Origin of the sequence: Haemophilus sp. SZY H36 (genome assembly GCF_018829625.1) — a bacterium.
GTDB classification, from domain to species: domain Bacteria; phylum Pseudomonadota; class Gammaproteobacteria; order Enterobacterales; family Pasteurellaceae; genus Haemophilus; species Haemophilus haemolyticus_K.
Genome location: NZ_JAHKKA010000002.1, coordinates 1 through 13,842, shown reverse-complemented (window position 1 = coordinate 13,842; position 13,842 = coordinate 1). Strand labels below are relative to the sequence as shown.

Genomic DNA, 13,842 nt, shown 5'->3' with positions numbered 1-13,842 from the left:
CTTAATTTATATTGAATTGGCTTCATTCTATTTCTAAAATCCAATAAATGCAAATAGTTTTCAATTTGAATTTTGCGATTGGGACAAAAAAAGGAGAGCTAATCGATCTCCTTTAGTATGTTACTTGCTTTCAATTTTGCTTTTTGCTTATGGTGTAGCAGGTTGGATGTAACCTAAGTCTGCTAATACTTTACAAATAGAATCACATAATCCTGAACAATCATATTCTTCATCAATGAGTTTTTCGTTGTTGTTCATATCTTTGTAGCCATTTTCAATTAAATATGCTTTGAGTGACGCATTAAGTTCCGCTTTAGTTGTCGGTTTTTCCATTTGAGACATCATATAAACATGCAGTTCATTTAAATTTTCAACGCCTCCATTATACATATTGCCTGCACCGATATATTGATCTGCACCTTCTAATAAGACCTGTACATATTGAGTAAATCGTTTTGGTACATAAGTTTTGTTATCTTCAAACGTATATGTTTGATAAGGTGTGAGAAAAACATTGATATAACCGAAGATAATTGCTAACAATACGGAAGAGTAAATTTCATTCTCTGTGAGATTTTCAAATTCTTTATGCTCAGCAACGTGATCAATTAATGATTGAATAGTGAAATGAGCTACTTGATAGATAAAGTATTCAAGTAATTTTTCTACGTCTTTATTATTGAATATATGGCTCAGATTATTTTCTTTGTTCTGTCCAATAAAAGTTAATTTATTTAATAATGCTTTATCAATAGTTTCTGTACGGTTAATTTTATCTTGTAAATGAGCATGGCATAGTAAACTTCTTCTGAATGCTACATCGTAAAGATAATCAAGGCATTGCTCACGTGCAACATAATCTGTTTCGGATAATTGATTGATCATGTCACGTAGATGTTGTGGCATCCAAGAAATATATGAAAGTTGAAAATCCGTATCGCCAATATAAGCTAATTGATGTTGATGTAGGCTATCAACAAATTGATTCAAATAGAAAGGGTGGTTGTGATATTCGAGATATTCATGTGCGATGTAATGATCGCCTTTAGTTTGAATATTATCGAAGTTATTGATTCGGCTCTTATTATTGTTTTTTTCAGACTCAATCGATTTAATTGCATCTGAGAATAATTGAACAACGGCTTTGCCACGACGAGTTTGCTCAGAGAGTGGTAAATTCTGAGTGTATTTATTAGCATAGAGCATAATATCCCGTGCAACTTCGCGGCTTTTCCAACCGGGATAGGTGTTGTAAGAAATATAAGCAATACCATTTGGCGTTAAATTCTCACGACAAACCTTAAGGATTTTATCTTTAACATTATCAGGTACCCAAGAATAAATACCATGCACGATGATGTAGTCAAACATGCCAAATTCAGGCGTAATATCTAGAATATTTTTTGTTTCTAAACGAACGTTTGTTAATCCCATTGATTTAATAATTTCATTACCTTGAGTAATTTGACTATCTGATAAATCAATGCCTACAAATTCAGTATCTGGATAATAAACCGCTTGAGAAATTAAGTTTCCACCAAAAGAAGAACCTAATTCTAATACTTTAGCACCTTTGAATGCTGGTGGTGTTAATCCCCATAATGTTGCATTCCCTTCCAAAAGCGCAATGCTCGTATAAGAAAAGGGTTTTGAGTAGTATCTAAGTTCGTCGTAAGGGTTATTTTGTTCAGCCATAATATATCCAGTTTGTAACATAATTAAAGGCGCATATTATAGAGAGAATACGGATGAAAACAAAGTGATGATTATTTCCCATGAAGTGGTAATTACGCTAGAATAACTGCAATTTTCACCAGCTTAGTATCCTCATGCTTTCATTTACTCTCGAACCTCAAGATAACGCACGTTTGCAATCTTTATGCGGTGCATTTGATGATCATCTAAAACTTATCGAAAAAGAATTTAACCTTGTCATTGCTCGTCATAATTTCACTTTTAATATTGATACTGTGGAAGAGGATCCAAAACCTTATCATGTAAAATTGATAAAAAGTGCGGTGAAATTAATCCAAGATTTATATGTTGAAACTGCGCCCGTAAAAGGTAAAGTGAAAGAGTTAGATTTGGAAGATGTGCATATGGCTTTGCAAGAAAGCCGAATGTTATCTCAAGCTGAACCGAACCGCGCTGAAAATAATGTTTTCAGCACAACGATTAAAACTAAACGAGGTGTGATTAAACCTAGAGGCGAAAATCAAGTTCAGTATTTGCATAATATTTTAACTCACGATATTAGTTTTGGTATTGGCCCAGCAGGGACGGGGAAAACTTTTTTAGCGGTTGCTGCAGCAGTTGAGGCTTTAGAGCGCCAAGAAATTCGTCGCGTTTTACTTACTCGACCTGCGGTGGAAGCAGGAGAAAAGCTAGGTTTTTTACCTGGGGATTTAGGTCAGAAAATCGAACCTTATTTACGTCCGCTTTATGATGCTTTGTTTGAAATGTTAGGTTTTGAGCGTGTGCAAAAATTAATGGAACGTAATGTTATTGAAATTGCCCCTTTGGCTTATATGCGAGGGCGTACACTTAATGATAGTTTTATTATTTTAGATGAAAGTCAAAACACGACAGTTGAGCAAATGAAAATGTTTTTAACCCGTATTGGTTTTAATTCTAAAGCAGTGATTACGGGCGATATTACGCAAATTGATTTACCTCGTAGCACAAAATCTGGTTTACGCCATGCGATTGAAGTGTTGGAAAAAGTACCAGAATTAAGTTTTAACTATTTTGATAGCAAAGATATTGTGCGCCATCCGGTGGTGGCTAAAGTCGTGCAAGCATACGAAGAATGGGAAGTGCAAGATGAAATTCGTCGAAAAGAATTAGCTGAGCTTCGTAAAGCCGAACGTGAAAAAGAGCGGTCAGAAATTGAAAAGAATTTAGGAGAGTAAAATGGGAAGTATATTCGTTGATCTGCAAATTGCCACAGAAAATCTAGAGGGGTTGCCAACAGAAGACCAAATTGTGCAGTGGGCAACAGCGGCTGTTCAACCTGAAGGGGATGAAGTCGAAATGACGGTTCGTATTGTGGATGAAGCCGAAAGCCATGAATTAAATTTAACTTATCGTGGCAAGGATCGCCCAACTAACGTGCTTTCATTTCCATTTGAATGCCCCGATGAGGTGGAGTTACCGTTGTTAGGGGATCTCGTTATTTGTCGTCAAGTCGTGGAGCGAGAAGCCGTTGAACAAGAGAAACCATTAATGGCACATTGGGCGCATATGGTTGTGCATGGTAGCTTACATTTACTCGGTTATGATCATATTGAAAACGATGAAGCTGAAGAAATGGAAAGTTTAGAAACCCAAATTATGCAAGGATTAGGCTTTGATGATCCTTATCTAGCAGAGAAATAATCTTTATTCGGAGTAATGATGTATAAAGCGGTATTTAGTGATTTTGATGGCACCTTATTAACCTCTCAACATACCATTTCCCCTCGAACTGTTGCAGCAATTAATCGTTTAACGGCGAATGGTATTCCTTTTGTGCCAATTTCAGCTCGTTCTCCTTTAGGTATTTTGCCTTATTGGAAGCAGCTTGAAACGAATAATGTGCTTGTTGCATTTAGTGGCGCGCTTATTTTGAATCAACATCTTGAACCAATTTATAGCGTACAAATTGATCCAAAAGATATTTTAGACATTAATACCGTTTTGGCGGATCATCCTTTGCTTGGCGTGAATTATTATACAAATAATGATTGCCATGCTCGCGATGTAGAAAATAAATGGGTGATTTTTGAACGCAACGTCACAAAAATTGAGATTTACCCGTTTGATGAAGTGGCGGCTCGTTCACCACATAAAATTCAAATTATTGGGGAAGCTCAAGAAATCATTGAGATTGAAATTATTTTAAAGGAAAAATTTCCACATCTGAGTATTTGCCGTTCCCATGCTAACTTTTTAGAGGTGATGCACAAGAGTGCCACCAAAGGAAGTGCGGTGCGTTTTTTGGAAGATTATTTTGGCGTACAAACCCATGAAGTGATTGCATTTGGTGATAACTTTAATGATCTGGATATGCTAGAACATGCGGGGCTTGGGGTGGCAATGGGAAATGCGCCTGATGAAATTAAACAAGCTGCAAATGTAGTCACCGCGACCAATAATGAAGATGGGTTAGCATTAATTTTGGAAGAAAAATTTCCTGAATAATTGGCAAGAAAAAGGCTCTCAAACGAGAGCCTTTTAGTTATGAATTTTTTGATTCTTTTGAATTATACATATCTTCAATTTGCTTACGATAACGTTCTAAAATCACTTTTCTACGTAATTTTAATGTCGGTGTAATTTCACCTAATTTGATGCTAAATGCTTGAGAAAGTAACGTGAATTTTTTTACTTGCTCAAAATGAGCCAATTCTTTTTGCACCGCATTAATACGCTGCTCAAACATTTTCAGAATGTCAGAATTTTTTAGTAATTCTAAACGGTCATGATATTTAATATTGAGCTGTTTAGCGTATTCTTCCAAACTATCAAAGCAAGGCACAATAAGTGCAGACACATATTTTTTCGCATCAGCGATGATCGCAATTTGTTCGATAAATTTATCTTTACCGATTTTGCTTTCGATATATTGTGGCGCGATATATTTGCCGTTTGAGGTTTTCATTAATTCTTTAATGCGATCGGTAATAAATAAATTCCCTTGTTCATCAAATTCTCCCGCATCGCCAGTTTTTAAGAAACCATCTTCTGTAAAGGTTTGAGCCGTTTCTTCTGGCTTCTTGTAATAGCCTTTCATCACCATTTCGCCACGCACGAGGATTTCATTATTTTCCCCAATTTTAACTTCCGTTTTTGGCATGAGTGTGCCGATTGAATTTGGGTTAAATTGGAAATCATGCCAGCAAGAAACGGTCGCAGTTGTTTCTGTCATGCCATAGCCTAATTTGATGTTGATACCAATAGCATGGAAAAATAGCCCAATAGCAGGTTCTAATTTTGCTCCTCCGCAAGGCATCATTTTTATACGTCCCCCCAATAATTGGCGAAGTTTTGAGAGCACTAATTTATCTGCTAAAGCAAATTGTTTCTTCAATAAGAATGGAATAGCTTTATTATTCGCACGTAAATCAAAATGTTTTTGTCCCACGGAAATTGCCCAATGAAACATTATTTGGCGAAGTTTTGGGGCTTTTTGAACTTTATCTAGCACTGCAGCATAAATTTTTTCGTAAAAACGTGGGACGGCACACATTAAAGTTGGGCGAATTTCCGTTAAAGCTGACCGCACTTGATTGGTATCTTCTAAATAGCAAAGTATTGCACCTCTATGAAGAATATAAGACGCCCAAGCTCGTTCAAAAATATGAGAGAACGGTAAGAAAGAAAGTGAAACGTCCTGATCTGTCACATTAAGTGAAAGATCATGTGTTTCTAATTGGTGAGCGAGATTAGCGTAATCTAACATGACACCTTTAGGCTCTCCAGTAGTGCCCGAGGTATAAATAATCGTAAATAAATCCGATAATTGTTTTTGATTTAAGCGCTGGGTTAGTTCATTTTGTTGGGCGTTTGAATCTGTTTCAATAAAACTTTCCCAAGTGCAAGAAAGAGTATCTTGTTGTAATTGAATTGTGGATTTCATTGCCACAATTTTTTGTAATTGTGGACAATGATGAGCAATTTCCAATGTTTGATCGTATTGGTCTTGATCGCCCACGAATAGAATTTTTACATCGGCGTGATTTAGGATAAATTCTGCTTGCTGGGCTGTATTGCTTGCGTAAATAGGTACTGTAATTGCTCGAATTTGTAAGGTCGCAATGTCAGCGATTGTCCAACGTTCCATATTATGAGCAAAAATGGCGATTTTATCTTGTACGTCAATATTGTGAGCAAGTAATGCACGAGAAAGTTGATTGAGTTGATCTTGAAAATTTTTCCAAGAGATGTCTCGCCACAAGCCGTGTTCTTTATAGCGAAGTGCGGTCATATTTGCACGAGTTTTGGCTTGTTGTTGAATACGATGAACAAAATGGAGATCGAGATTCATATTAACCCTATTTTTTGATTTCATTGAGCGAACAGTTGTGCGCTAATATAATCTTAAATAGGAATAAAAGCTAGAAGAATATTGATTGTTTTAAATTATTTTTAGTGATCCCTTGTTCATTTTTAGATCGTAAACTAAATTATAGATAATAAAAAACCGCTCCGAAGAGCGGTTAATTTTTTCAAAGTTTTAATTAGCCTTTGTAGTTGTAAATGTGAGCTACTAAGTCTAATACTTTGTTTGAGTAACCAGTTTCGTTATCGTACCAAGATACTAATTTAACGAAAGAATCAGTTAATGCGATACCAGCGTCTGCATCAAATACAGAAGTTAAAGTACAGCCGTTGAAGTCAGTAGAAACAACAGCATCTTCAGTGTAACCTAATACGCCTTTTAATTCGCCATTGAAAGTTTTACCTTCAGCAGCGTCTTTGATTGCTTGTTTGATTGCATCGTAAGAAGCTGGTTTTTCAAGGTTAACAGTTAAGTCAACAACAGATACGTTTGGAGTTGGAACACGGAAAGCCATACCGGTTAATTTACCGTTTAATGCTGGTAATACTTTACCTACTGCTTTCGCCGCACCTGTTGAAGATGGAATGATGTTTTGTGATGCACCGCGGCCGCCGCGCCAGTCTTTAGCTGATGGACCATCCACAGTTTTTTGAGTTGCAGTTGTTGCGTGAACAGTGGTCATTAAACCATCTTTGATACCGAAAGTTTCATGAACAACACGCGCTAAAGGAGCTAAACAGTTTGTTGTACAAGATGCGTTAGAAACGATATCTTGACCTGCGTATGCGTTGAAGTTTACACCACGAACGAACATAGGGGTTGCATCTTTAGATGGACCAGTTAATACAACTTTTTTCGCGCCTGCAGTGATGTGTTTACGAGCAGTTTCATCAGTTAAGAATAAACCAGTTGCTTCAACAGCGATATCAACACCGATTGCACCCCAGTTTAAGTTTGCTGGATCACGTTCTGCAGTTACACGGATAGTTTTACCGTTAACCACTAAGTTACCATCTTTCACTTCAACAGTGCCGTCGAAACGACCGTGAGTTGAATCATATTTCAACATATAAGCCATGTATTCAACGTCGATTAAGTCGTTAATACCTACAACTTCGATGTCATCACGGTGTTGTGCTGCACGGAATACGATACGACCGATACGGCCGAAACCATTGATACCAATTTTAATTGCCATAAGATTTTCACCTTTTATTTAAGTTAAACAAATCTGTTTGCTTTGAGTAATACTGCTCACTCAGTAAGACAGCGCACAGAGTATAGCACGAGCATTTTTATAAAACTATAAACCCTACTACTTTTTTGTGATCTATATCAAATCATCATTAGAATGAAAAAGTACCGTAAAAAATCACCGCACTTTTGATGATTTTTTATAGAGAAATCTGCATAATAGACTGAAATTGTTAGAGAAGGTTAAATATTCTATGTCTCAAGGTAATCTTTATATTTTGTCTGCACCAAGTGGTGCGGGAAAATCTTCATTAATTTCTGCGTTATTGGCATCAGATAGTTCAACTCAAAAAATGGTGTCTGTATCACATACGACACGAGCCCCACGTCCAGGTGAAGTTGAAGGCGTACACTATTATTTTGTATCAAAAGAAGAGTTTGAATCCCTCATTGAGCAAGATTTATTTCTAGAATATGCCAAAGTTTTTGGTGGCAATTATTATGGAACCTCTTTACCTGCGATTGAAGAAAATTTAGCAAAAGGCATTGATGTATTTTTAGATATTGATTGGCAGGGTGCTCAACAAATCCGTAAAAAAGTGCCTTCGGTAAAAAGCATTTTTATTTTACCGCCTTCATTGCCTGAATTAGAGCGTCGTTTAATTGGTCGTGGGCAAGATAGTGAAGAGGTTATCGCTGAACGAATGTCAAAAGCGATAAGTGAAATTTCGCATTATGACGAATATGATTATGTCATTGTGAATGATGATTTTGAGAAAGCATTAAAAGATTTACAAAGTATTTTGCAATCGGAACGCTTAACTAAAGATTATCAACAAAAACAAAATGCAATGTTAATTCAACAGCTACTAGCAAAATAGGGCGAAATTGAGTATTATAACGCCCTTTCAATAGAGTAATTTTTGACAAATCGGAGTAAATTATGGCTCGTGTTACTGTGCAAGATGCGGTAGAAAAAATTGGTAACCGTTTTGATTTAATTTTAACGGCTGCGCGTCGTGCAAGACAATTACAACTTAACCAAAGTGCACCATTAGTGCCAGAAGATAATGACAAACCAACAGTAATCGCATTGCGTGAAATCGAAAAAGGTTTGATTAATCAAGATATTATGGATGCACAAGAATTCCAAGAAATGGCGAAAGTGCAAGAAACGGAAGAAGCAGCTGTTGCATTAATTACAGAATAATCTTTTAAAAGTGCGGTAAAAAATCACGATATTTTAACCGCACTTTCTCTTTCAACGATAAGTAGGTCTCCTTTGGAACTGTTTGCGGATTTAGATCGAATTATTCAAGGGTATTTGCCCGCAGATAAAATTGAACTCATCAAGCGTGCGTTTGTGATTGCAAGAGATGCGCACGAAGGACAATTTCGCTCCAGCGGCGAACCTTACATTACCCATCCTGTGGCGGTAGCCTCCATTATTGCTCAACTACACTTAGATCATGAAGCGGTAATGGCTGCGCTTTTGCACGATGTTATTGAAGATACACCTTATACGGAAGAACAACTGAAAGAAGAGTTCGGTGCCAGTGTGGCTGAAATTGTGGACGGTGTATCAAAACTCGATAAATTGAAATTCCGTACTCGCCAAGAAGCACAAGTCGAGAATTTTCGCAAAATGATTTTGGCGATGACGCGCGATATTCGCGTTGTGTTAATCAAGCTTGCTGACCGCACGCATAATATGCGCACGCTTGGTTCGTTACGACCAGATAAACGCCGCCGTATTGCGAAAGAAACGCTTGAAATCTATTGTCCGCTTGCTCATCGTTTAGGCATTGAGCATATCAAAAATGAATTAGAAGACTTATCTTTTCAAGCAATGCATCCACATCGTTATGAGGTGTTAAAAAAACTCATTGATGTGGCGCGTAGTAATCGACAAGATTTAATCGAACGTATTTCACAAGAGATTAAAGTGCGGTTAGAAAACGCAGGCATTTTTGCCCGAGTGTGGGGACGTGAAAAACACCTTTACAAGATCTATCAAAAAATGCGCATAAAGGATCAAGAATTCCACTCTATTATGGATATTTATGCGTTCCGTGTGATTGTAAAAAATGTGGATGATTGTTATCGCGTTTTGGGGCAAATGCATAATCTTTATAAGCCACGTCCTGGTCGAGTTAAGGATTATATCGCGGTACCTAAAGCAAATGGCTATCAATCTTTGCAAACTTCAATGATTGGGCCGAAAGGTGTTCCCGTAGAAGTTCATATTCATACTGAGGATATGGAGCAAGTTGCCGAAATGGGCATTACAGCACATTGGGTTTATAAAGAAAATGGTAAAAACGATAGTACAACCGCACAAATTCGCGCACAACGCTGGTTGCAAAGTTTGGTCGAAATTCAACAAAGTGTAGGTAATTCGTTTGAGTTTATTGAGAATGTAAAATCAGAGTTTTTCCCGAAAGAAATTTATGTTTTTACGCCAAAAGGTCGAATTGTTGAATTGCCAATGGGCGCAACGGCAGTAGATTTTGCTTATGCTGTGCATTCAGATGTGGGGAATACTTGTGTTGGCGTAACCGTTGAGCATAAACCTTATCCGCTTTCACAAGCCCTTGAGTCTGGTCAAACCGTCAATATCATCACCGATCCAAATGCTCATCCTGAAGCTGCATGGTTAAATTTTGTAGTAACGGCTCGTGCGAAAACACGGATTCGCCATTATCTCAAACAGCGCTGTGAAGAAGATGCGGTGAAATTAGGTGAAGTTGAACTTAATGCAGCATTACAGCCTCATAATTTAGGTGATTTTTCTATTCAACAAATTAGCACTGTATTAGAGGCTTTAGCGCTTTCTTCTTTAGATGAATTATTACGAGAAATCGGTTTAGGTAATCAGTCTGCCGCCATAATTGCGCATCAATTTGTGGGCGTGCCGTTAGAATCTGCTAATACTCAGAATTTTGAATTTGAATCCCAAATACTCACTATTGCACCAATGCAAGTGGGTAAAACACAATTTGCTCAATGTTGCCATCCAATTCCGGGCGATCCTATTGTGGGATGTTGTACACAAGAAAATACTGTTGTGGTACACCATCAACATTGTGCCAGTTTGAAAAATGCTTGTCGTCAATCGTTGGCTAAATGGGATAATGTTCAAAGTGCGGTAAATTTTGAGGCTGAATTACAAATAGAAATATTGAATGAGCAGAATGCCTTGCTTAGTTTAATGACCGCAATTTCTGCGAGCGAAAGCAGTCTTCAAAATATTTGGACGGAAGAATTAGAGAACAATTTATTGCTTGTGATTTTGCAGGTATGTGTAAAAGATATCAAACACCTTGCCAATATCGTTCATCGCATTAAAGGCATCACTGGCGTCGTTAATGTCAAACGCAATATTAATGAGCTATGAGCCTTGAACTTCTCGATGCCGTACCTTTGACCATCCTCTCTGGTGTTGGTGCGGCCATTTCTAATAAACTGGCTAAAATCGGCATTCATAACCTGCAAGATTTACTCTTTCATTTACCTATTCGCTATGAAGATCGTACGCGAATTACGTCAATCGCTCATCTTCGCCCCGAACAATATTTTACCATTGAAGGAATTGTACAAACCTGTGAAGTGACTTTTGGCCGTCGCCCGATTTTATCGGTTAGTTTGTCAGACGGCACATCGAAAATTATGTTACGTTTTTTTAATTTTAATGCGGGGATGCGTAATAGTTTTCAAACAGGTGTGCGAGTAAAGGCTTTTGGCGAAGTGAAACGTGGGCGTCACATGCCAGAAATTCATCATCCAGAATATCAAATTGTGCGAGATAATGCGCCTATTGTATTGGAAGAAACGCTAACGCCGATTTATTCCACGACGGAAGGGCTCAAACAAAATTCATTACGAAAATTAACGGATCAGGCTTTGGCATTACTCGACAACGTTCAGATTGCAGAAATTTTGCCTAATGAATTTAACCCACATCAATATAGCTTAAAAGAGGCATTGCGATTATTGCATCGTCCGCCGCCAGATATTTCATTAGAAATGTTAGAGCAAGGTAAGCATCCTGCACAACAGCGCTTAATCTTTGAAGAGCTGCTGGCACATAATTTAGCTATGCAAAAAGTGCGGTTAGGAACGCAGCAATTTTCTGCCTTACCGCTACATTATCAAAGCGATTTAAAACAGCGATTTTTATCCACCTTGCCATTTCAACCCACTAATGCGCAAAAGCGAGTAGTGTCGGATATTGAACAAGATCTTATCAAGGATTATCCGATGATGCGTTTAGTGCAAGGGGATGTCGGATCGGGAAAAACATTAGTTGCCGCATTGGCTGCTTTAACTGCAATTGACAACGGCAAACAAGTCGCCTTAATGGCGCCAACAGAAATTCTTGCAGAACAGCACGCGAATAATTTTCGACGTTGGTTTGAGCCTTTCGGTATTGAAGTTGGCTGGTTAGCCGGTAAAGTAAAAGGAAAATCAAGACAAGCAGAGCTTGAAAAAATCAAAACTGGTGCCGTGCAAATGGTGGTGGGGACGCATGCTTTATTCCAAGAAGAAGTCGAGTTTTCCGATCTAGCATTGGTGATTATTGATGAACAACACCGTTTTGGTGTGCATCAACGATTAATGTTGCGTGAGAAAGGCGAAAAAGCAGGATTTTATCCCCATCAGTTAATTATGACGGCCACACCGATACCAAGAACGTTGGCAATGACCGTATATGCCGATTTGGATACATCAATTATTGATGAATTGCCTCCAGGACGTACGCCGATAACAACCGTAGTGGTTTCTGAAGAACGTCGCGCTGAAATTGTGATGCGTGTAAAAAACGCTTGTGTTAATGAAAAACGCCAAGCCTATTGGGTGTGTACGTTAATTGATGAATCAGAGGTTTTAGAAGCTCAAGCCGCAGAAGCGATTTGGGAAGATCTAACTAAGGCATTGCCTATGTTAAATATTGGGTTAGTACACGGGCGAATGAAACCACAAGAAAAACAAGATGTCATGATGCGTTTTAAAAATGCAGAATTGGATTTATTGGTGGCGACGACAGTGATCGAAGTAGGGGTTGATGTTCCCAATGCGAGTTTGATGATTATCGAAAATGCAGAGCGTTTAGGTTTATCGCAACTTCATCAGTTACGAGGGCGCGTCGGTCGAGGTAGCACGGCTTCTTTTTGTGTACTAATGTATAAACCTCCGCTAGGTAAAGTTTCGCAAAAACGTTTGCAAGTGCTACGAGATAGCCAAGATGGGTTTGTTATTTCTGAAAAAGACTTAGAAATTCGCGGGCCTGGTGAAGTGCTTGGAACGAAACAAACTGGAGTTGCTGAATTGCGAGTTGCAAATTTAATGCGAGATAGAAAAGTGATACCAACGGTGCAATTTTATGCGAAATCGCTTATCCAAAAATACCCGGATCTAGCAGAAAGTCTGATTCGTCGTTGGTTAAATAATAAAGAGATTTACTCGAACGCTTAAAAGTGCGGTCAATTTTCAAAGAGTTTTAAATGGATAAAAAAGAAAAACGCCCAACTGTGCTCTTTTTTGATTCTGGAGTGGGTGGGTTTAGCGTATATCGTGAAGCTAAAAAATTATTACCCAATTGGCATTATCTCTATTGTTTTGATAATGCCGGTTTTCCTTATTCAGAACGCGAAGAAGAAAGTATTATTCACCGCTCTTTAGCTGTTTGCCAACTTATTAATCAACGTTATCCATTAGATGCAATTGTGATAGCTTGCAATACAGCGAGTACAGTTGTACTTCCGCCTTTGCGAGCTGCTTTTGATATTCCTATCATTGGGACTGTACCCGCTATTAAACCTGCATCAGAAATGACAAAGACAAAACATATTGGTTTATTAGCTACAAAGGGTACTGTAAAACGTCATTATGTCGATGAGTTGATTGATAAATTTGCGCAAGACTGTATTGTTGAGAGATTGGGAACCACAAAATTAGTAGAAATTGCGGAGCAAAAAATTCGTGGTCATTCCGTTGATCTAATTAGTTTAAAAGATGAGTTATCTCCGTGGGCAGATATGGCAGATTTAGATACATTAGTCTTAGGTTGTACTCATTTTCCACTCATCAAAGATGAAATTCAGTTGTGCTTGCCACAAATTAAATATTTTATGGACCCTGGAGCGGCGATTGCTAAGCGGATAAAATATTTACTCGATGGTAAAAGTGTATGTGCTCAAGGTGAAAAATATAATCAAATGTTTTGCACCGAACATTTTCCTGAAGAATCTCAATTTAAAAAAGCTTTACATCTATGGGGATTTGAATCTTTAGATGTAATAAAAATAGACTAAAATTGATGTCAAATAGACCTTTTTGTATTAACTTTATCCAAAAGATCATTTTTTTAAATATTTTTACAAAAAAGTACTTGCAAGGGTTTTTAAAACGCCTATAATGCACCGCACACAACGACGCACTGTTGTGAAGTTTTTAAGTTTCCAAGTGCGTCGTTGTTTTTTGCTCTTTAACAATATATCAGACAATCTGTGTGGGCACTTGTTGATTGACTTGTTTTAAAATATTTTTAATTTTGAAGTCTTAATAGGTGCTTAACTGAAAATTCATAATTACTTTTTAAGTAG

Annotated in this window: 11 protein-coding genes; 8 read left to right on the top strand and 3 right to left on the bottom strand. The window is 37.7% G+C overall.

The window, feature by feature from the left end; translation table 11 throughout:
- Positions 1-147 precede the first annotated feature (147 nt).
- Complete coding sequence (locus KP713_RS03750; RefSeq protein WP_215769909.1) at positions 148-1,695, bottom strand: methyltransferase regulatory domain-containing protein; 1,548 nt, start codon at positions 1,693-1,695, stop codon at positions 148-150.
- 134 nt (positions 1,696-1,829) lie between these two features.
- Between KP713_RS03750 and KP713_RS03745 the strand changes: the two genes are divergently transcribed.
- From KP713_RS03745 to KP713_RS03735, 3 genes are read left to right on the top strand one after another with little or no spacing between them, the layout of a single operon-like run.
- Positions 1,830-2,912 carry a PhoH family protein gene (locus KP713_RS03745; protein WP_215769908.1) on the top strand — a complete coding sequence of 361 codons (1,083 nt, stop codon included), beginning with the start codon at positions 1,830-1,832 and terminating at the stop codon, positions 2,910-2,912.
- Position 2,913: 1 nt separating this feature from the next.
- Positions 2,914-3,378, top strand: a complete 465-nt coding sequence (gene ybeY, locus KP713_RS03740) for an rRNA maturation RNase YbeY (RefSeq protein ID WP_215769907.1) — start codon at positions 2,914-2,916, stop codon at positions 3,376-3,378.
- 18 nt (positions 3,379-3,396) lie between these two features.
- Positions 3,397-4,182: a Cof-type HAD-IIB family hydrolase gene (locus KP713_RS03735; protein ID WP_215770123.1), complete on the top strand. Its 786-nt coding sequence runs from the start codon at positions 3,397-3,399 to the stop codon at positions 4,180-4,182.
- Between the two features lie 37 nt (positions 4,183-4,219).
- On the opposite strand, the gene KP713_RS03730 is transcribed toward KP713_RS03735, so the two are convergent.
- Positions 4,220-6,028, bottom strand: a complete 1,809-nt coding sequence (locus KP713_RS03730; RefSeq protein WP_215769906.1) for an AMP-dependent synthetase/ligase — start codon at positions 6,026-6,028, stop codon at positions 4,220-4,222.
- A 193-nt stretch (positions 6,029-6,221) separates the two neighbouring features.
- Positions 6,222-7,241 carry a type I glyceraldehyde-3-phosphate dehydrogenase gene (gene gap, locus KP713_RS03725; protein ID WP_005634934.1) on the bottom strand — a complete coding sequence of 340 codons (1,020 nt, stop codon included), beginning with the start codon at positions 7,239-7,241 and terminating at the stop codon, positions 6,222-6,224.
- A 250-nt stretch (positions 7,242-7,491) separates the two neighbouring features.
- On the opposite strand from gap, the gene gmk reads away from it, so the two are divergent.
- The 5 genes from gmk (at position 7,492) to murI (ending at position 13,551) form a co-directional block, all read left to right on the top strand.
- Positions 7,492-8,118, top strand: a complete 627-nt coding sequence (gmk, locus tag KP713_RS03720) for a guanylate kinase (protein ID WP_005634932.1) — start codon at positions 7,492-7,494, stop codon at positions 8,116-8,118.
- 62 nt (positions 8,119-8,180) lie between these two features.
- Positions 8,181-8,447 (top strand): DNA-directed RNA polymerase subunit omega, encoded by a 267-nt coding sequence (rpoZ, locus tag KP713_RS03715; protein WP_005625717.1) that lies wholly within the window; start codon positions 8,181-8,183, stop codon positions 8,445-8,447.
- Between the two features lie 72 nt (positions 8,448-8,519).
- On the top strand, positions 8,520-10,634 hold the full coding sequence (gene spoT / locus KP713_RS03710; protein WP_215769905.1) for a bifunctional GTP diphosphokinase/guanosine-3',5'-bis pyrophosphate 3'-pyrophosphohydrolase: 2,115 nt from the start codon (positions 8,520-8,522) through the stop codon (positions 10,632-10,634).
- Complete coding sequence (recG, locus tag KP713_RS03705; protein ID WP_215769904.1) at positions 10,631-12,712, top strand: ATP-dependent DNA helicase RecG; 2,082 nt, start codon at positions 10,631-10,633, stop codon at positions 12,710-12,712. The genes spoT and recG overlap by 4 nt, the downstream gene beginning before the upstream one ends.
- Before the next feature lie 29 nt (positions 12,713-12,741).
- Positions 12,742-13,551, top strand: a complete 810-nt coding sequence (gene murI / locus KP713_RS03700; RefSeq protein WP_215769903.1) for a glutamate racemase — start codon at positions 12,742-12,744, stop codon at positions 13,549-13,551.
- Positions 13,552-13,842: the final 291 nt, after the last annotated feature.